The sequence below is a fragment of the Leptospira venezuelensis genome (assembly GCF_002150035.1).
Classification (GTDB): Bacteria; Spirochaetota; Leptospiria; order Leptospirales; family Leptospiraceae; genus Leptospira_B; species Leptospira_B venezuelensis.
Genome location: NZ_NETS01000008.1, coordinates 597864 through 617407 on the forward strand (window position 1 = coordinate 597864; position 19544 = coordinate 617407).

General features: G+C 39.8%; 15 protein-coding genes. 14 read left to right on the plus strand and 1 reads right to left on the minus strand.

Features of this window, described 5'->3' with window-relative positions; all coding sequences use genetic code 11:
* Positions 1-2523 (plus strand): aminopeptidase N, encoded by a 2523-nt coding sequence (gene pepN, locus B1C82_RS06855; protein WP_086446842.1) that lies wholly within the window; start codon positions 1-3, stop codon positions 2521-2523.
* An 86-nt stretch (positions 2524-2609) separates the two neighbouring features.
* On the opposite strand, the gene B1C82_RS06860 is transcribed toward pepN, so the two are convergent.
* Positions 2610-3731 carry an alkane 1-monooxygenase gene (locus B1C82_RS06860; protein ID WP_086446843.1) on the minus strand — a complete coding sequence of 374 codons (1122 nt, stop codon included), beginning with the start codon at positions 3729-3731 and terminating at the stop codon, positions 2610-2612.
* Positions 3732-4268: 537 nt separating this feature from the next.
* Here B1C82_RS06860 and B1C82_RS06865 point away from each other — a divergent pair.
* The 13 genes from B1C82_RS06865 (at position 4269) to B1C82_RS06925 (ending at position 19529) form a co-directional block, all read left to right on the plus strand.
* On the plus strand, positions 4269-5957 hold the full coding sequence (locus tag B1C82_RS06865; RefSeq protein ID WP_086446844.1) for a putative bifunctional diguanylate cyclase/phosphodiesterase: 1689 nt from the start codon (positions 4269-4271) through the stop codon (positions 5955-5957).
* 169 nt (positions 5958-6126) lie between these two features.
* Positions 6127-6435 carry an LIMLP_04285 family protein gene (locus B1C82_RS06870; RefSeq protein ID WP_086446845.1) on the plus strand — a complete coding sequence of 103 codons (309 nt, stop codon included), beginning with the start codon at positions 6127-6129 and terminating at the stop codon, positions 6433-6435.
* A 115-nt stretch (positions 6436-6550) separates the two neighbouring features.
* Positions 6551-8503 (plus strand): hypothetical protein, encoded by a 1953-nt coding sequence (locus B1C82_RS06875; protein WP_086446846.1) that lies wholly within the window; start codon positions 6551-6553, stop codon positions 8501-8503.
* A gap of 95 nt (positions 8504-8598) precedes the next feature.
* Complete coding sequence (locus B1C82_RS06880; protein WP_086446847.1) at positions 8599-9177, plus strand: hypothetical protein; 579 nt, start codon at positions 8599-8601, stop codon at positions 9175-9177.
* A gap of 26 nt (positions 9178-9203) precedes the next feature.
* Positions 9204-12155: a TonB-dependent receptor domain-containing protein gene (locus B1C82_RS06885; protein WP_086446923.1), complete on the plus strand. Its 2952-nt coding sequence runs from the start codon at positions 9204-9206 to the stop codon at positions 12153-12155.
* A gap of 225 nt (positions 12156-12380) precedes the next feature.
* Positions 12381-13193, plus strand: coding sequence for a MotA/TolQ/ExbB proton channel family protein (locus B1C82_RS06890; protein WP_086446848.1), 813 nt, complete (start codon positions 12381-12383; stop codon positions 13191-13193).
* 32 nt (positions 13194-13225) lie between these two features.
* On the plus strand, positions 13226-13645 hold the full coding sequence (locus B1C82_RS06895; protein WP_086446849.1) for an ExbD/TolR family protein: 420 nt from the start codon (positions 13226-13228) through the stop codon (positions 13643-13645).
* A gap of 3 nt (positions 13646-13648) precedes the next feature.
* Positions 13649-14068 carry an ExbD/TolR family protein gene (locus B1C82_RS06900; RefSeq protein ID WP_086446850.1) on the plus strand — a complete coding sequence of 140 codons (420 nt, stop codon included), beginning with the start codon at positions 13649-13651 and terminating at the stop codon, positions 14066-14068.
* A complete protein-coding gene (locus B1C82_RS06905; RefSeq protein ID WP_086446851.1) occupies positions 14065-14655 on the plus strand; it encodes an energy transducer TonB in 591 nt (196 codons plus the stop codon). The genes B1C82_RS06900 and B1C82_RS06905 overlap by 4 nt, the downstream gene beginning before the upstream one ends.
* Positions 14656-14828: 173 nt before the next feature.
* Positions 14829-16154 carry a spinster family MFS transporter gene (locus tag B1C82_RS06910; protein ID WP_086446852.1) on the plus strand — a complete coding sequence of 442 codons (1326 nt, stop codon included), beginning with the start codon at positions 14829-14831 and terminating at the stop codon, positions 16152-16154.
* A 209-nt stretch (positions 16155-16363) separates the two neighbouring features.
* Positions 16364-18040, plus strand: coding sequence for a hypothetical protein (locus tag B1C82_RS06915; RefSeq protein ID WP_086446853.1), 1677 nt, complete (start codon positions 16364-16366; stop codon positions 18038-18040).
* A 19-nt stretch (positions 18041-18059) separates the two neighbouring features.
* Complete coding sequence (locus B1C82_RS06920) at positions 18060-18515, plus strand: LA_3150 family lipoprotein (protein ID WP_086446854.1); 456 nt, start codon at positions 18060-18062, stop codon at positions 18513-18515.
* 174 nt (positions 18516-18689) lie between these two features.
* Positions 18690-19529 (plus strand): phosphate ABC transporter substrate-binding protein, encoded by an 840-nt coding sequence (locus B1C82_RS06925; protein ID WP_086446855.1) that lies wholly within the window; start codon positions 18690-18692, stop codon positions 19527-19529.
* The last annotated feature ends 15 nt before the right edge of the window (positions 19530-19544 follow it).

The following is a 19544-nucleotide window of genomic DNA, read 5'->3' on the forward strand; positions in this document are numbered from 1 at the left end:
ATGGACAATATTCTTACTCAACAAGAAGCAATGCTCCGCTCCGGGCAGATCTCCGAGGTGGACTACTCCTTAAAATTAAAACTGGAAAAAGGATCCCAAGAATATGAGGGAGAGACCACAGTTCGATTCGTATACAACGGTGGCAAAAAAGGGAAACTCAAAGTAGATTTTGTATCTAAGAAGATTGAGATACTTTGGCTAAACGGAAAAGAAGAAACAAATTACGAAAAGAAAGAATCTGCACTCTTCCTTACTGGAGAATTATTAGCAGAAGGTAAAAACGAACTTAAGATCAAATACAAAAATGCATTTGATCATAGTGGTTCCGGTTTTCATAAATTTACAGACCCTTCTGACAAAGCGGAATATATGCATACCGACTTCGAACCATTCGAAGCTCATAGACTATTTCCTTCTTTCGACCAACCGGATCTAAAAGCTAGTTATGAATTGGAGATTACAGGGCCTTCTGAATGGACATATATCCATAACACAGTTCCGAAATCGGAAGAAACCCAGGGAAATTATAAAAACATAAAATTCAATAAAACCAAAAAATTCTCCACTTATCTATTTTCTCTGATTGTAGGACCTTATGCAGTTTGGGAAGATAAGGCGGGAGAAATTCCTCTTAGAATATTCTGCAGAAAATCTCTTTCCAAGTATATGGATGCTGAAAATTTATTTGCGATCACCAAAGAAGCATTCGGCTTCTTGCAGGAATATTTCGGAGTTCCTTATCCATACGGAAAATACGACCAGATATTCGTTCCAGAATTCAATATGGGAGCCATGGAGAACGTGGGAGCTGTTACATTCTCCGAAAGTTATATTTTCCGTGGACCACGAATCTATTCTGAATATTTAAATAGAGCAAACACAGTGTATCACGAAATGGTCCATATGTGGTTCGGAAACCTGGTCACAATGAAATGGTGGAACGATCTCTGGCTGAATGAAAGTTTTGCGGATTATCTTTCCTACTACTCTATGTCTAATGGAAAAATTTTCCCCGATGCATTAGAACATTTTTATGTAAGAGAAGAATGGGCTTATAGAGAAGACCAACTTTCCACCACCCACCCTATTGCGGGAAAAGCAGAGAATACACTCGAAGCGATCAGCAATTTTGATGGGATCTCTTATTCCAAAGGTGCCTCAGTTCTTCGCCAATTAATGTATTACGTCGGAGAAGAAAAATTCAGAGATGCGATGAGGCTTTATTTCAAAAGACATGCGGAGAAGAATACAGTTCTAAATGATTTTCTTTCCTGTATGTCTGAAACAAGCGGGATCGATATCCGAGGTTGGAGTAAAGAATGGTTAGAAACAACTGGAGTCAATACTCTTAGTCCAGTCAGACAAGATGGTAGATTATTTTTACACCAAGGACCCTCTGCGACAAATGGACTTCTGCGTACTCATGCACTCCAAGCTTCCTTATTCAGAGAGAAAAACGGATTTCTGGAAGAAGTTTGGAAAAAAAGAGTACTCGTAAAAGGAAAAGAAACTCTCTTAGAAGAGAACTATACGGGAGAAGCTGACCTTCTACTTTTAAACACAGAAGACTTTGCTTATGCTAAAACCTACCTAAGCAAAGAGTCGCTCCCAATCTTAAAAAGAAGTCTTCACACTTTAAAAGATCGTTTTTCCAGAAGAGTTGTATGGGGAAGTTTATGGCAAATGGTAAGAGATGCGGAACTTTCTCCTAAAGAATTCCTGGAACTTGCCTTGGACCAAGGATTGAAAGAACCGGATCTATCCGTTCGAAACAGCCATATACTTACCAAAGCACTTACTGTAATCGATAATTATATTCCGGAAGCTGAGAAAAGAATCTGGTCCGATAAACTAAACGCTATCGCCAAAGAAAAATCTCTTCTAGCTCAAAATCCTGAGCAGGAACAAATATTATGGTTTAGAATATTAGAAAATACTTCTAAATCACCCGAACAGCTCTCCTACCTGAAAGAATTACTGGACCAGAAAAAAAGTATTCCTGGGATCGCTATGGACCAAGAAAGACGTTGGGTCATTCTTTCCAGACTCAGTGCTTATGGAGATCCTGAATCTTCCAAACGGATCGAAGAAGAAACCACAAAAGACAATACTGACTTAGGAGCTAAAAAAGCATTCTTAGCAAAAGTATCTTTCCCAGATCCTAAAGCCAAAAAAGAATCCTGGGAAAGGTTCCTAAAACCTAAAGAAGGAGATTCTACTGACTTCTTAAGATACGGAATGAGAGGGTTCCAATGGAATCACCAGAAGCAACTTTTAGTTTCTTATACTGATTCTTATTTTAATTCGGTAATCTCAGTATATGAAACAAGAGATCCTCATTTTGCATCTGCATTCGGTCATATGATGTTCCCTTCATTCGAACCGGATCCAAACCTTCTAAAAAGAACACAGGAGTTTTTGGATCAAAATAAAAAACTTCCTGAACTATTGAAGAAGGATCTCCAACAGCAAAGAGACGACATACAAAGAACCCTGAAAGTTTTAGAAAAATACAAAAACTAAAAGGGAACTTTCTCATTCCCAGAAAAAAGAAGAGTTAGAGGGCAGCCTCTAACTCTTTACCAAAAAGATCTATTTTTTAGACAGGATTATGCAGTAGCAGGTTCCCGTTTTCCGGAAGGCTTTGCGGATAATCCTCCATGTTGGCTCTTCCATTCTTCCAATTTTTTATCCATCACCTTGAACCAAAGCGGAGGAAATAAAGCCAGAAGTATCATCAGCTCATACCCATAAGGAAGTTGCGGACTTTCTTCGAAATGTCGTAACGATTGATATCTCCTTCCTGCGTTCGCATGATGATCCGAATGTCTTTGCAATTGGAATAAGAACGCGTTAGACAGACTGAAGTTTTGGTTCCAAGAATGGATTGGAAGGACCTTCTCGAATTTTCCAGGAGACAATTCCTTACGAGCCAAACCATAATGTTCTATATAATTCACAAGTTCCAATAAAGAGAAAGCAATCCAACTTTGAACAAAGAAGAATGCAGGTACTTGCCAGTTCAAGTTTCCAGTGATCGCATAAAAAACCCCTGTCACTGCAGAGATAAACAAAACGGGAATGATCATTGACGTGATCATTTCATTATCAAATGTCCAAGCGGACTTGCCAAGTTTGCTTAATCTTTTTTTCTCTAAATTCCAAGCGCTAGTCAAACTACCTACAACAGTTCTTGGATAAAACGCAAAGAAAGACTCACCTTTTCTACTGGAAGCTGGGTCTTCATGAGTTGAAACATTCACATGATGTCCACGGTTATGCTCTATAAAGAAGTGCATATAACATACGGTCATCAGAATAAACTTAGAATACCATTGTTCAATTTTAGTGTTTTTGTGTCCGAGTTCGTGAGCGACAGTGATCCCGATCCCTCCGGTATTTACACCGATTGCTACAACGAAAGCTCCCCATTCCAATGAAGAAAGAGTTTGAGTTTGGATCTCCCACAAAGCCCAAATCACTAAAACAAATTGGATCCACGCCCATCCATAGGTTAGAAATCTAAAATAAAATTCCTTTTGAAGTTCCGGAACTTCTTCTTCCTTTGGATTGCTCGCATCCGGGCCTATCCAAAGATCCATGATCGGAAGAATTCCGAATACTACCGCCAAAGTTAAAAAATTGAAACTGCCTCCCAAATAATAACCCACCACGGCCAAGACCGGAATCAGGTACGCGATCAAGAAGGATAATCTTTTCCCTACACTCATCTCTCTCTCCTATCCCGCAATTCTCCGGGAAAATCAATCGATTTAATTTATTTCGAACGTTTGGTATTATAACATAAATCCGATTCTGGGCAAGAAAAAAATCTCTGAGCTTGCGCTTTTTCTAACAATTGTTTTAAATTAGGCTAAACCAGCGATCCAAGCAAGAGGATGGTCTGGGCGGACGCGAAGAATACTAAGGATTTATTTTTTCCCTGTGTGCTCCCGTGTTCTCTATGCGAAACTTTTTTTTTAATTCTATTAGCACGGAAAGCACAGAGTTCACGTAGATTCCGCGCCAGAAGTGCAGGCGGAGTATAACAATGAGAGGCCAGATCTATTTTCATTAAGGTGTTGGAACTCCACCATTCGGAAAATAAATTATCAACTAAATACTTCTACCTAGCCCTTTTGTTTTTTGTCCTTGTTTAGGAAGACCTCTTCAAAAGCATGGTTATAAGTAGAAAACATTCCCTCCTAAGACGAAAATCACAACATCCAAGCTAAAACGTATAACGTTCCAATCAGAAGGAAACTTTGATGAGTCTTAACGGATTAAATTTCTATTCCTATCTTAGCAAGATCCGAATTCTTAAAACCTATTCCAGTAAAATTATGCTGGTCGCATTCCTCGGGACCCATGTTCCACTAATCACACTTCTGTTATTTTTCGTAATTTCCACAGTACAAGATATACAAACTGCCCTGAAAATTCTAGGAATCGCACTTGTGGCGACTCTTGTAGGAACTGCGGCTACACTTCTTGCATTACATAAACTTTTAACTCCGGTTGTACTCACTTCCAAATCCCTAAACAGATATCTGAGCGAAAGAGAGATCCCAAATCTACCTACGGTATTCCAAGACGAAGCCGGTTCATTGATGGCGGATACCGTTACAACAGTGCGAAAGTTGGATGATCTCATCCATTATATGGCAAACTATGATGGGCTTTCCGGATTACCGAACAGAGATCTATTCTTAGAAAGATTAAGTAACTCTTTACATGAACTTTCTATGAGAGAAGAAATATTAAGCTTTCCGATTCTTTCTTTAGAAGCGACCCATTTAAAACAAATACGATCCAATTTTGGTGTGCATATGGGAGATCTTTATCTAAGATCATTGGTGCAAAAATTGGAAACAATGCTTGGGCCTGAAACAGTTCTAGCAAGAACTGGAGATGGGGAATTCTCCTTTTTCCCCTTACCTTCTTCTTCCCAAATTTTAGAAACTGATTCTGAGATTTGGGCAGGAAAGATCCAAGACAGCACATCTTCTCCGTTAAACGTTGTAGACCAACAGATCTCTTCAGAGATCCGAATCGGAATATCAGTTTTTCCTTATGATGGAAAATCTTCCGACCAACTTTTATGGAAATCTGAGACTGCATTAAGCCAAGCGAAACTTTCTGGAACTTCTAAGATCCAAACCTATTCTTCCGAATGGAAAGAAAGAATGAAGGAGAAATATCTTCTCGAAAAGGATCTAAAACTTGCGATCTCTAAAAATCAATTGTTCATTCAATATCAGCCCAGGATTGAAGTTCAAACAGGCAAAAAGATCTCGGCAGAAGCTTTACTGAGATGGAATCATCCTGAATACGGAGTCATCTCCCCCACTATATTCATCCCTATTGCAGAAGAAAGTGGTATTATTGGAGAAATGGGAGAATGGGTTCTTTCTAAATCCATGGAAGACCTGGGAAATTGGAAGAAGAGAGGACTTCCTCCCATCCGTATTTCCGTAAATTTATCCGCTAAACAATTGGAAGATAAGAATATAACTAAGAAAGTTTTGGATATATTGGAGAAGAATAGTTTAAGCGTGGAAGACCTGGAGCTTGAAATAACTGAATCCAGCTTAATTACCAATATACAATCCGCTTTGGAAATTTTAGGAGAATTGCATTCCTGGGGAATTTCTCTTGCTTTGGACGATTTCGGAACAGGATACTCCAGTCTTTCTTATTTAAGTAAAATACCACTCAAAACTTTGAAGGTGGATCAATCCTTTGTCCGCAAAATCCTAACAGATGCGAATTCGTTAGCGATTTCTAAAACAATCGTCGCATTAGGAAAAAGTTTAGGACTCCGCATCACAGCAGAAGGTGTAGAAACAGAAATGCAAATGCGCAAGATTAAAGACCTAGGCTGCGACGAAGCGCAGGGATATTTTTTAAGTAAACCTATCCTCTTAGAAGAATTAGAGAAATTCGTTCAAACCTAACTACACTTCTCCGCAACTTTACGACTAATCAGATTCGATTAGTTCCTTCTCTTCTCATTCTTTTACATTATTACATTTAATCTGTTTGTAACAGTTCTCGTCTTAATCGAATTGCACGAGTATCCATACTTTCCATAAGGAGGATACAGTGAATCGGAAGTATTACATTATGATTACGAGAACTATTATTACAATTTCAATTTTTCTAATATGTTTGGGAAACCTTTCTGCAGATACAGTGACCAATACTAAAACCAAAGAAGTGATTGAGAACGTAAAAACTACTCAGACAGAACAGGGTGTGATCGTTGAGTTCGAAGACGGCTCCCGTAGAGGTTTTGACAGAACGTCCGTTACTGTTGAAGCAAAACCCGTAGAGTGGAAACAAAAGGATCAGGAAAACTATCCTGATAAGGAAAGATACACTGATTATGCAATTTTCGGTGGGATTTTCTTAGTAATACTACTTTTACCCTAAAGAACCAAAACCTTAACAAGTACGTAATCAAGTCGTAAAGTATTTTATCTAACATAATCCTCGAGGTCGATCGGATTTCGGCCTCTTTTCAGAATGAATAGGAGAAATTCGATCCATGAAATCTTTAAATAAAAAAGTCTCGAAAGCAGTTAGCGCTCTTGCAGTTGCTATTGCTCTTGTAGGCTGTGATTCCGGCGGAGGCGGTGACCTTACTGGTTTAGCTTTAGCTGGACTAAGTGGAAATACCACTTACGCTAAGGCGTCTATAGCCGCAAAAGTTAGAAAAGGAAATTCGGGTTCCGATGTTGCTCTTTCCACAGGAACTGCAGCAACGGCTACAACTCCTGAAACACGGAGAGAAGTTGTTTTTGTTAGAGCGAGTACCTCTAAAGACTTTACCACTACAGCATCAGGTGCTGGAGCTTCCGCTCCCGCTGATAACGGAGACTTTGGTTTTGTTTTAAGTGTGCCTTCTGCAACAGCCACGGTATCTGCAACAGTATATACCTTACGCGAACTTACTTGCGAAGAACTAGACAAATCCAGAACAGGAACCTCAGCAGCTGCTTGGACATCTGATCCAACTGGTGGTCGTTGTGGTTTCTTTGACAGTGGAGTTGCGGCTTCTCCGAGTAGAATTGCTGAATATAATGCAATTTTAGACAACCCGGCAAATTACACTCTTCCGCTTGGAACCTTTGATTTTGTATTTAATATCGATCCTTCAGATCCAAATATAGCAGGAACAGTTACTATCGCTAATGAGTCAGGAGTACATATAGTTGCAGCAAACGGACAAACTGCTGTTCCGTTCGCTCTAGTAACTGTTACCGGTGTATATTCTAATCCTAATGCAACCGTTGGAGAGAACGTTTGCGATTCGATCGGAAATCCTACAATCATCCAAGGAAACATTAACAGCCCAATTACTTTAGGTAAATATACTCTATTAAGAGGAACTGTTTTTGTTAATAATGTAAAAGTCACCGTTCCAAAAGGTTCCGTAATCTACGGAGAAAGAGGATCTTCACTTTTCTTTAAAGGTGGAGAATTAGAGACTAAAGGAACTGCTGCTGAGCCAGTATGTTTCACTTCTGCTCAGAGACATGGTTCCAGATTCCCTGGAGACTGGGGTGGAATCGTATTCATCGGAAACGGAAACGCAACACGTACTTCGACTACCGAAGGAACTACTCCTCAAACATATCCTGGCGCCAACTCTATGTCTGTAAAACTTAGATACACCATCGTAGAGTTTGCAGGAAACGAGGTAGCTCCTGGAGACGAGTTAAACTCACTTTCTCAATACGCAGTCAACACAATCGATTACAAGTTCGTTCAAGCTCATAGAGGATTGGATGACTCCTTCGAATGGTGGGGCGGTGGTAAAGCTCCAAGCACACACGATATGAAATTCATGATCGGTTCAGGCTCTATGGACGATGACTTCGACATGGATGAAGGTTTCTCTGGAAACTTGAAGTATCTTGTTTCCATCAAGTATCCTAAAGCTTGTGGGGGCTCTGCTTCTACAGATCCACATGGATTCGAAATGGACGGAAGACATTCCGGCACTTGTACGAATTCTCAAAATCCTGCAACTACCGATTGTTCTAACCCAACAGTAGCTAACTTCACTACTTTAGGTTTAGGAATCAGCGGCGGCGCAGGTATGCGTGCAAGAGAAGGATTATTAGGAACATTCACTGAAGGTTTGATCTACGGTTTTGCAACTAGAATTAATGCAGGAGAAGCTTCCGGTTTCTCAAACACTATTTCTAACATTACAGTGGTTTCCGACAGTGCAACTGATACTTTAGCAGCAAGTGCGAATGGTTTTATTACCATCAATGGAACTTCATCACTTACTTCTATCCCAGTAACTGATATCGGCTCCGTTCAAGATCCAGTAGGATGCGGTTTTGGAACTAAACCAGATCTAAAAACATCAGCTTCCGTATCAAGCGGTAACACAGGCGGTGTTCCTCTGAATCTGAGTGAAACAGTAGATTCAGTAAATGTGCCTGTAAACTGGCCAGCTGGATGGACCGTTTGGAGATCTCGCTAAGCTAAGCTTAATACCAATGTGAATGAAAGACCTCCCGCTATCGGGAGGTCTTTTTATACAAATTATATAAAAATAAATTTCCGGAAAAAGTCTGAATGAACCGTATACTCAATCTTTTGTTTATAACGTTTTTATTAATCATAATATCCTATAATTGCAAAAAAGAACAAGCAGAGGGCGATCCAGAATATCAGAAAAAAGTGGAAGAAGCTCGAAAGTATCTAAAAGCTCATATTCACGAAAGCTACGATATAAGTGAAACAAGTGCAACAAGGGACTCCGCTGTCGCAAATTATTTGGACGCCGTAAATCGTGGACAAACAGATAAATATATCTGCACCAAACAAGAGTATTTAGATATATTCTTACCTAATACTTTAGAAGAAAACACTCTCACATCCAATATGCCTTTAGATCAAGCTTGGGAAATTACTGAGCTTCGAAGAAAGGTGGCACTTGAACAACTTCAAGCTGTTTTAAAAAAGGAAAAAAATAAACCGATCAAGATCGAGACCTTAACCTGGAGAGATCAGGTACGTCAACTTAACGTTCTCAAAGGTCATCGAGTGGGAAACCTGATTATACGAGTCGGAAATAGATCAATCATGTTAGAACAAATACGATTAGTAATCGAACACAAAGGAAAGTTCAAACTGTGCGTTATTGGAGCTTAATTTATAAAAAAATGAAAGATAAACGTATGAAAATTAAAAAGATTATCATATTCTTTCTACTACTATCCCTTTCAGCACCTGCTTGGGGACAAAGAGTAGGAAAAATCCGAGGAAAAATCGTGGATGGAGACAATGGTGAAGCCGTTTTCGGTGCAACTATTGTAGTTCGATCCATCAAAAAATTCGCCAAATCAGATTTCGACGGTGCCTATGATCTAGAACTTCCTTTAGGAACTCATGAAGTTGAGTTTCAAATGTTAGGATATTCTCCTCAGAAACGTTCCGTAACAGTAACCGCAGGTAAACCGCAAGTTGTGAATATAACTTTCGGTTTGCAAACTCTTGAAACAGTGGATGTGAAAGGTAGAGCTTTAAACGATGCAGAAGCTGCTCTTTTATCATTACAAAAAAAGTCTTCGGCGGTTTCAGATGGAATCTCTAAAGAAGCTATTAAGAAAAGCCCTGATTCATCCGCCGGAGAAGTAGTACGAAGAGTCACCGGTATAACTTTAGTTGGTGGTAAGTTCGTATTCGTTCGCGGTCTTGGAGAACGTTATTCAAACACAGAATTAAACGATACATTAGTACCTTCTACGGAACCGGATAAACGAGTTGTCGCTCTGGATATCTTTCCCTCTGGAGTTCTTAAAAATGTTAGGATCATTAAAACGTTTATTCCAGAACTTCCTGCAGAGTTTTCAGGAGGCCTTGTTAAAATTGAAACCCAGGAATATCCGGAAGAAAAACAACTGAGCGTATCAGTTGGGGCCGGCGGAAATTACAATACAACTGGTCATAAATTCATGAGTATGAACCAAGGGAATATGTTGGGCGGTGTTAATTCTAACCAACATAATCCTCTTGCTGATTCAGGAAATAAAGGTCTAGTTTTTGAGCCAGGAAGTATGTTTGGAGGAATTCAGCCTGAAATCACACAAACAGGGCCGACGTTATATAATCAAAAATGGACTCCAAATTCAGGCCCAGCTTCTTTTGATAAGAACTTCTCTATAAATTATGGAGATACGTTTAAAATAGGAAGCACTTCTAGGTTAGGAATTTTAGTAGGATCTACCTATAATAGAAACTATAGGTTCAGAGAAGAAAGTTCAAGAACGTATCAAGCAAGCCAAATCTCAGAACTCACTCCTGCCGGAACTAGATTGATCCAGCAACAAAAGCAGGATGCAGACCTTTATATTGAAGAAAGGAACTGGGGAAATAACTTAAACTTGGCTTATGAAATAACGAAGGGACAGCAAATCTTTATGAAAACTTTGTTTTCTCAACAAGGAGAAAGCGTAGTACGAGATTCTGTTGGTCAAGACAATATCAACGCAGCTGACTTTAAATCTTTAACTACCCAATACACAAGCAGTCGCGTCTTCCATAATACATTTGGAGGAGATCATGCTTTAAATTGGTTTGGAGACAGAGCCCATAAATTCGATTGGAGAATAAATTTTGCGCAAGCGGTTAGAGAGCAACCGGACTTACAACAGCAAGTTTGGAAAAAATCTTTCTCGGATCCTAATCCTCTAAATTACACTCGTTTAGGAAATAACCCCGATGCTTCCAGATTCTTCTCTGATTCAGTTGATAATAGCCGTACTGCTAAATTTAACTATGAAATTCCATTCGACCAATGGAGTGGCTTAAAGTCCACCTTCAAGCTTGGAAGTTATACGTTGGAAAGAGATAAAAACTTTCGATTCCATGAATATGGACAAAAAACTAATTTTCCTATCTCTTCTTTAGAATTCTATCCGATCCCTGGAGAAATATATTCTAACCCGCTTCTTTTTCAGCAAAATACATATACGTTCTCGGAAAGACAGGTTGAATCAAACGCATACGACGCATTCCAAAGATTACAGGCTTACTATTCTCAGGTAGAACTACCAATACTTCCGAAATTAAAAGTTCTTTTTGGAGCTCGTTACGAAGATAGCTATCAAAAAGTAAGAACTTTCGTAACAAGAGACGTCAACAATCCTTCGTTTCTTGCTGATTATGGTTGTGGGGTTCGCAATGAAGATGTTCGTTTAGCATTAGTAAAAAATAATACCTGCGATCCGACAAATAACGGTATTGGTGAATTAAGAACAAAAGATACGCTCCCATCATTCAATCTTAACTGGGAGTTTAAAGATAATCAAATTTTACGTGTTGCCGCTACCCAGACGCTAACTCGTCCAGATTTAAGGGAATTATCTCCTTTTGGATTTACTCCTTATTTCGGAGCGAACCGTATTTTTGGTAACTCTGATTTAAGAAGATCTTATATCCATAACTATGATGTTCGATATGAATATTATCTAACTTCTTCGGATTATATTGGAGTTGGAGCCTTCTTCAAACAAATATCTAGCCCGATCGAGATGATCGGTCAACCGGTAGCAGGAAGTATCAGCCAACGTTTCACTTATCTTAATGCGGAACAAGGTACTATCCGAGGAGTAGAGTTCGACTTTAGAAAAGAGATCACTGACCGTATTCGTTTCGAGACAAATATGTTCTTTATCCAGTCGAGAGTCGATGTTATTTCTTGGGAGCAATATATCGCTGCTAAGACCGGAATATTGGATCCTTTATCTAAAGCCGCAGCTTATAACCCGACCAATCTTTCTCGTCCTTTGCAAGGACAATCTCCATTCGTATTTAACGTGAAATTAGATTTCCATTTAGATGAAAAAAAGAGGCATAATCTAGGTTTCTATTACAACTACTTCGGAGATCGACTCTATTCAGTGGGCGCAAACGGACTTCCTGATGCATATGAAAGAGCGGTCGGTTTGACAGACGTTGTTTTCACTACCAAAAGAGGAGATCACTTAGAATTTAAAGTTTCCGCTCAGAATATTTTTGACACTCGATATAGAGTATATCAGAAGAATGAGCTAACCGGTGAAAAAGAACTATTCCTTTCCTATAGAACTGGTGTAAGTTACTCTTTCCAAGCTACTTATAAACTTTAATCTCAGGTTCTCTAACGTTATGCAAAACTCCCTTTGGCCAAAAGCCTTAGGGAGTTTTTTTATTCCTCCCCTCACTATTACAATCCCGCATCAAACCCTTCGTCCCTACTCCACTTGCCCATCTCCCTCTCCCCAAACTAACCAACCCGTAACTGCTTCGTAATATATATGTAACTCAAATCACGTAAAAATGTCTCATTACTTCTTATGGAGCTTTCGAAAGCTATGCATAATCGATATACTAATCTCTCTCTACGCCAATGGATCGCCATTGCACTTGTAGGAGGATTTGTCCTAACTGCAACTTTACCTACTTTTTCTCAAGACGCTGCGCCAACTGACGCAAACAAAACCGAACAAACTACTGCACCTGCAGAACAACCTGCTCCAGCTCCTGCTGAAAAAAGTGGGACTTGGGGATTTGTAGACCTATTCAATAAAGGCGGATGGACAATGTATCCATTGGCTCTTTCTTCTATCATCGCACTTGGAATTATTTTTGAAAGGATCTACTTCCTTACTACTTCCAAACTTCTTCCTAAAGGTTTTAATATCGATTTAGGGGAGAAGGTTGATGAAAAAGGTTTCGATGGAGCGAAAGAATTCATCGACGCAAACCCTTCTTACAAAATTTCTGATATCTTGAAAAACGGTATCGATGTATCCGCTGGTAACGCAGAAATTTTTGCAAAAGGTATCGAGAGAGAAGCTGCAGAAGTGATCGTGGTTCTCGAAAGAGGACTTGTGATCTTAGCCGCTGTTTCGACTATCGCACCTCTTATCGGGTTTTTAGGAACAGTTTCTGGTATGATCAACGCATTCGATGCGATTGCAAATGCGGATCAAGTAAATGCAAAAGTAGTTGCGGGCGGTATTAAAGAAGCTCTTATCACCACTGCGGCTGGTTTGATCATCGCAATTCCTGCAATGACTTTCCACCAATATCTGACTTCCAGAATTGACGGATTCACTTCCGAAGTGGAAGAAGCTGCCAATAGAATTTATAAAGAATTCCTAAAACGTAACGCAAGAGCTTAAGCTTAGTTCTTCCCATTAATTAGGACAGAAATATGATTCAGCTTAAGAAAAAAAGAGGTTTGGAAGAGATTTCAGCCTCTTCCATGTCGGATATCGCGTTTCTTCTTCTCGTATTTTTTATGGTGACCGCGGTGTTTTTTGTGAAGGAAGGTTTGAATATCCAACTTCCCCGTAAAAACTCCAACCCCACCCTAGTTTTAAGAGAGAATATCTACGAGATATTGGTGGCAGGCGAAACGATCAAGATGAGGAATAAAATCCTCGGAACTCGTGATTACAAGGATCTAGCAGAATTCAGAAAGGATCTGAACGACCTGGAAATCCCTAATCTCGATGAAAAAGTCGCTCTGATCAAAACGACCGGCGAAACAAAATACGGAAATATGTTAGATGCTCTTTCTGCAGTGCAGTTGAGAGGATTTAAACAAGTCTCCGTAAAAAGATTAAAATAAGATATGGCACTTAAAAAGAAAAAAGCTCCACCTTCTATTCCGGTCAGCTCAATGGCCGATATCGCCTTTCTTCTTTTGGTATTCTTTATGGTGACCTCGGTCCTTGATACGGATCCGGATCTTCCAATCGCTCTTCCAGATGTTCCTGGAGGAGAGCAGCTTAATAAGAAAATCGCAAATTTATATTTAAGCGCAGATAACGAGAAGTCGATTTACTTTAACCAAGTAAAGATGCCTTTGAATGAAGCGATCAATAACGTTCGCGCCAAACTTGCAACTACTCCAGATCTAAAAGTTCTAATCCATGCAGATAAAGAGCTGAGTTATGCAGATCTGGACAACGTGTTCGAACTTTTGAAAGAAGCCGGAGCATTAAAAGTTTCTCTGGTAACTAAAACAACACAAGGGGGAGGACTGAAATGAACCAAGTATCATCTCCTTCTTCTTCCAAAAAACGTTCTGGTCTTCGTAGGTTTGTAGATCGGTACAGGATGGAGACCTTCTTAGGTTCGTCTGCCATTTTACAGATCGCAGCTCTTCTCTTTTGGTATACTCCTCCGACCACTTATGACCATCTGGACAAGCTGATCGATGAAGTTGCTTTCGTGGAGAATCTTGTGATCCAAGATCCAAACGTGGGAGAAGCTCCTGACGACGGAGAATTCGAAGTAACTGATACTCTTAAGAAAAAAGAAGACTCCCGGATCTCAGGCGCTCAAGATGCAATCGTTTCTGGTGCTACTGCCCCAGTGGATCTTTCTCCCAACCTTCAACCTGAATATACCAAAGATGCTCAGTCCGCAGGTGTAGGCGGAACTCTTACCTTAGAAGTGATCATCGCTGACTCAGGTGAAGTTTTAAGAGTACGTAATATTGGAAAAACCTTAGGGTATGGATTAGAAGAATCTGCAATCCAAGCATTTTACAAAAAACGTTACTCTCCTTCCATGTTAGAAGGAAAAGCGATAACCGTAAAAGTTTACGTTCCAGTTCGCTTCTCTCTTTATTGATACAATCTTCTTCTTCCATTCGGGAGAAGAAGATGTTCTACTCTCTCTCCTAACATACGTTCATTAATTATACTTTATATATTTATCTCAGAACAATCGTTCGAATTATAATTTTATGATTTGCTTTTTATACCCAGCCGGAGGTAATTACGGCCCTTGGGAGATACAACGTAATGGAATCGAACTCGAATCAGTCCAAACATGCATGGAGAATTTTGATCCTTCTATTCTTGGCAAACCTCCTCAACTTCTTTGATAGAACGATCCCTGCTATCATCATTGAACCCATTCGACATGAATGGGATTTAAGCGACCTTCAATTAGGTATCGTAGGTTCTGCATTTACTGTAATTTATGCCATCGCCGGTTTGCCATTAGGAAGACTCGCAGATTCTTGGAGTCGTAAAAAGATCATTGGTTGGGGACTGGCAATCTGGAGCGCATTCACTGCTTTGAATGGATATGCTTGGAATTATTTAACTTTTGTTTCAGTTCGTATGGGTGTTGGAATAGGAGAAGCAAGTTATGCACCTGCTGCAAATTCTCTTATAGGAGATCTTTTTCCTTCTCATAAAAGAGCAAGGGCAGTTGGTATTTTTATGTTAGGCCTCCCCCTTGGTTTGGTCCTTGCTTTCTTCACTGTAGGAGCAATCGTAAAAGCATTTGGAACATGGAGGGCACCATTTTTCATCGCAGCACTACCCGGTATTCTTCTGTCTATATTCTTCTTTTTTATCAGAGAACCTGAAAGAGGAGCTGCAGAATCTATCCAAGTATCGAAAGTCCCACCTGCACAACCAATCAAGAAAGTATTAAGAATTCCTACTATGTGGTGGATCATTCTTTCAGGTCTTACATTCAATTTTGCAGCTTATGCGGTGAATAGTTTCTTAGTTTCGCTACTACAAAGATATTATCATTTCACTTTGGTAAAAGCAGCAATTACTACAGGATTTATAGTAGGAATTACAGGTTTAATCGGGCTAACAGTAGGAGGTTGGATCGCAGATAAGATCCACCAAAGATCAGAAAGAGGCCGGCTTCTTTTTGGAGCATTCAATTTACTTGTGTCCGGGATTCTAATCCTTCTAGCATTGCTACAGTCGGAAGAAATGGTTTTATTCTTCTCTCTCCTACTCGGATTAGGATGGTTACTTTCTTATAATTATTATACCTGCGTTTACCCCGCAATACAGGACGTAATTGAACCAAGACTTAGAGCGACCGCAATGGCGATCTATTTTGCAGCAATGTATCTGTTAGGTGGTGCGGCAGGTCCAGCTGTTGTAGGATGGTTTTCAGATCACTTGACCAAATCTGCGATGCTCCGCTCAGGTGCTTCTGAAATGACGGAACAATTTAAGGCAATTGGCCTCCATGATTCTCTCTTTCTTATTCCTGTAACAGTGCTGCTAACTTCCCTATTTGTATTCTTGGCTTCCAGAAGTTTCGCAAAGGATGCATCCGATATGAAGAGAAGTTTGGAAGGAAAAGCCTAAAAGATAAACATATGATTAGCTTATTTAGTTTTATTTCTGTAACTTAAATGATACCTGTTCTGCATAAAACTTAGCTAAAGGAGGCTTGTAACCAAATCCTCGCCATACTGTAATCATTTTGTAACGTAAAAAGATCATTCTGTTACCTAAACGTAAAACAGAATTCGCTCGGCGGAAACCCGGAAAGCGAATCGAAAAGGTAACTCTGAATGAAGCAGAAATCTAAAAAGAGAAAGAACTTAGAGGGGATTAAATCTCATTTTCTTATTCTTGGACTAGTCATCTATTCCCAGGCAATTTTCTCCCAGGGAACTTCACCAGGAGCGGAACTTGCACAAGCGAGCGAACCTCCAAAAGTGGAAAAACCTAAACCGGAAGAATTTACTATTTATGAGGATCAGGACGGGCAGTTATTTACCAAACCAGGTCCGGGTCGTTTCAAAAGTAAAATGGACAAAGCCATTAACAAGAACGATCCTAAATTCAATCCTTATCCGAACCATTTAGTCAGCCGACCAGAAGAGGTTCAAAAGGAACGACTCACCATTACAGGTAGGGTACAGTTTCGGGGAATTTCTGCCCAAACAGGATCGAACTTTAATAACGGTAATGAAGATTTTAATTCCGTGGATTGGAACTTCAGACGACTTCGTCTGGGGGCTCAATACCAAGGCGGTTCCTGGTGGGGAATGATGGTGAATTTAAGGGGAGAAAACATGCTAAATGCTCCTTTTATTACCCAAACCAAGAATTCAACCGGAGAAGTAACTAACGTTTCCCTAAAAGAAAGTAGAGGTTACATCCAAGAAGCATTCCTTTATCTGAATATTCCAATCTTAGGAGCAAGATTGAGTTTTGGTCAATTGCCTACTCAATTCCATCGAGAGTATCTGATGTCTTCTGCGAACTTCATCGCATTAGAACGTTCTTATATGACAAATGCTTATCCTCAGTTCGATATGGGTGTAAACCTGAGACTTTCTCCTTTGAAAGATTTCTTCGAAGGGAAATATGAAAAATATCTGACTGTTGACCTTATGGCAGGTAACGGACACGGTGGTGGTGGTGACTACGGAACAGGTAGACGCCAAGATCTAACAGTCGCAGGTAGACCGAACCAACCTGTTCTGAACTCTCCTTTATATTTTGCGAGGGTTCAATGGAACGTTCTTGGTGGTCTAGTAAAAGAAAACGGTAGCAATGTAGGTTGGCAAGAAGGAGAAGAGATCTTCCAAAAAGATCTTAAAATTTCCTTGGGTGCGGCTACTATGCAAACTAAGAACGTAAGCTTTAGCTCTGGTCCTGCTTCCTCTCTTGCTGTCGACGGTGCGATCCCAAGAGGAGCTCCAACTCAGTATCTTCTTACCACTCAAACTACTGCTGATAATAGTACAGGAGATTGTACTGTTCCGAGCTACCAAACCAGTTATTGCCAAAAAAATCTGGATCTAAGAGGTTATACCTACGACGGAACCATGACTTGGAACGGTATTTATCTGAGCGGAGCTTATACAACTTATACAGGCGCAGCTTCCAATAATCTTTCGGGATGGCAGGCAACTGTGGGATATAATATTCAAATATTTGATAAATATTATATTATGCCGGTTTTCAGATATGATTTCCTAAAGGGAGATTTCAATCGTAACGGTAAGATCGAAGATAACGATCTGAAAAAATACTACTGGGTCGGTCTGAATCTTTTCGGGGACAAACACTTGTTCAAGGCACAATTATTCTATCAAATTCCAGTTCTAAAATTGGGGATAGATCCAATAACAAGAGAACCTGAAACTATTAATAATCAAACCGTATATTTCCAACTTCAGGCAACTTTCTGGACTGGAATGGTTACACCTGACCAACTGAACACCAGGTTAGATTAAGAAGAGGAGAAAGCAAATTATGAAATCTAAACTTAAATTCATACTTCCACTATTGGGACTTTTAGCAATTTCTTGCTCTTCCGACCAAAAGGACGACGCGGCTCTATTGCAAGCATTAGTAGGAACTCCTGATGACGGGAACAATTCTATCGTAGTGGTAGAGGTTGCAGGAAATTTCACAGATTATACGGGAGAATGTTACGATCATTTCACCGTCTTGGGAACTTCGAATTCAACGATCTCTCCAACCAACTATTATCTTTATGTAATGTTTGGACATTCTTTGGATACTGAACTTAGGAAATCAGCTCTTTCTAAATCAACTTGCGGTAGTTTGGGATTTTTGGGTTCAGGAATTCCTACAAATGCAAGTCCTCTGAATTTCAAATATTATACCTGTGATCCTAACCTGGGACAAGCCGGGGGAGATTGTGGGACTAAGATCAAAGCAGCTGTAGGATTTCCTACCGACTGACCATAGGATGCCTCTGCGTTTTCTTAAAAGGCAGGGGCTTATTTTCGTAGAATGCGCTAAAATGCCAAATCTATGCAACAGAACAGAGTGTATCAGGATTGTAATATTTGAGAAATCCGTTCGTAACGGTTCTTGTTTATGATTCAAAAATATTTCAGGAGAAATATCAAACAGATGAAAAAGATAAGTTTAAGACTTATTGTCTTATTAGCATTCGCTCTTTCTTCATTTTCCGTATCCGGGGAAGAGAAAAAGACAATCACCATTAAAGGATCCGATACGATGGTTATCCTGGTTCAAAAATGGACTGAAACCTTCCCGGATAAATCCGTCCAGTTCCAAGTAACTGGAGGAGGATCTGGAACAGGGATCGCGGCTCTAATCAACGGAACTACAGATATTTGTTCTGCTTCTCGCCCTCTCAAACCTCAAGAGATCCAACAATTAAAGGAAAAATACAATTCTAACGGTGTGGAAATCAAAGTTGCGATTGACGGTATTTCTCTTTATGTAAACAAAAAGAATCCAGTTGCAAAACTTACTCTCGAAGAAATTCGTAAAATTTTCACTGGAAAGATCACCAATTGGAAAGAAGTTGGCGGAGAAGATCATAAAATTGTACTTTATAGCCGTGAGAACAACTCCGGAACTTACGAGTATTTCAAAGAACACGCTTTGGAAAAACAAGACTTTGATCCTTCTGCACAACATATGGTAGGAACTGCAGCTCTAGTGAACGCAATCTCCAAAGATAAATGGGGAATCGGTTACGGTGGAGCTGCCTACGCTTCTGGAGTTAAAGACGTTGCTGTTGCAGCTGATGCAAACTCTAAAGCGGAACTTCCAACTGAAGCGAACATTTTGACCAATAAATATCCAATTTCCAGATATCTATATTTTTATCTGAGAGAAGCACCTAAAGACCAAACCAAAAAGTTTATCGATTGGGTGATTGGAAAAGACGGACAAAAAGTTGTGAAGGACGTAGGTTACTTCCCTCTTAAGAAAAAGTAATATTGTGTGATCGGC

Excerpts from the sequence above, each read along its gene's own strand:
- B1C82_RS06870 (WP_086446845.1), top strand. The coding sequence starts at position 6,127 with ATGATTACGAGAACTATTATTACAATTTCAATTTTTCTAATATGTTTG.
- B1C82_RS06920 (WP_086446854.1), top strand. The coding sequence starts at position 18,060 with ATGAAATCTAAACTTAAATTCATACTTCCACTATTGGGACTTTTAGCA.
- B1C82_RS06915 (WP_086446853.1), top strand. The coding sequence starts at position 16,364 with ATGAAGCAGAAATCTAAAAAGAGAAAGAACTTAGAGGGGATTAAATCT.
- B1C82_RS06910 (WP_086446852.1), top strand. The coding sequence starts at position 14,829 with ATGGAATCGAACTCGAATCAGTCCAAACATGCATGGAGAATTTTGATC.
- B1C82_RS06905 (WP_086446851.1), top strand. The coding sequence starts at position 14,065 with ATGAACCAAGTATCATCTCCTTCTTCTTCCAAAAAACGTTCTGGTCTT.
- B1C82_RS06880 (WP_086446847.1), top strand. The coding sequence starts at position 8,599 with ATGAACCGTATACTCAATCTTTTGTTTATAACGTTTTTATTAATCATA.
- B1C82_RS06895 (WP_086446849.1), top strand. The coding sequence starts at position 13,226 with ATGATTCAGCTTAAGAAAAAAAGAGGTTTGGAAGAGATTTCAGCCTCT.
- B1C82_RS06890 (WP_086446848.1), top strand. The coding sequence starts at position 12,381 with ATGCATAATCGATATACTAATCTCTCTCTACGCCAATGGATCGCCATT.
- B1C82_RS06875 (WP_086446846.1), top strand. The coding sequence starts at position 6,551 with ATGAAATCTTTAAATAAAAAAGTCTCGAAAGCAGTTAGCGCTCTTGCA.
- B1C82_RS06900 (WP_086446850.1), top strand. The coding sequence starts at position 13,649 with ATGGCACTTAAAAAGAAAAAAGCTCCACCTTCTATTCCGGTCAGCTCA.
- B1C82_RS06860 (WP_086446843.1), bottom strand. The coding sequence starts at position 3,731 with ATGAGTGTAGGGAAAAGATTATCCTTCTTGATCGCGTACCTGATTCCG.
- B1C82_RS06925 (WP_086446855.1), top strand. The coding sequence starts at position 18,690 with ATGAAAAAGATAAGTTTAAGACTTATTGTCTTATTAGCATTCGCTCTT.
- pepN (WP_086446842.1), top strand. The coding sequence starts at position 1 with ATGGACAATATTCTTACTCAACAAGAAGCAATGCTCCGCTCCGGGCAG.
- B1C82_RS06865 (WP_086446844.1), top strand. The coding sequence starts at position 4,269 with ATGAGTCTTAACGGATTAAATTTCTATTCCTATCTTAGCAAGATCCGA.
- B1C82_RS06885 (WP_086446923.1), top strand. The coding sequence starts at position 9,204 with ATGAAAATTAAAAAGATTATCATATTCTTTCTACTACTATCCCTTTCA.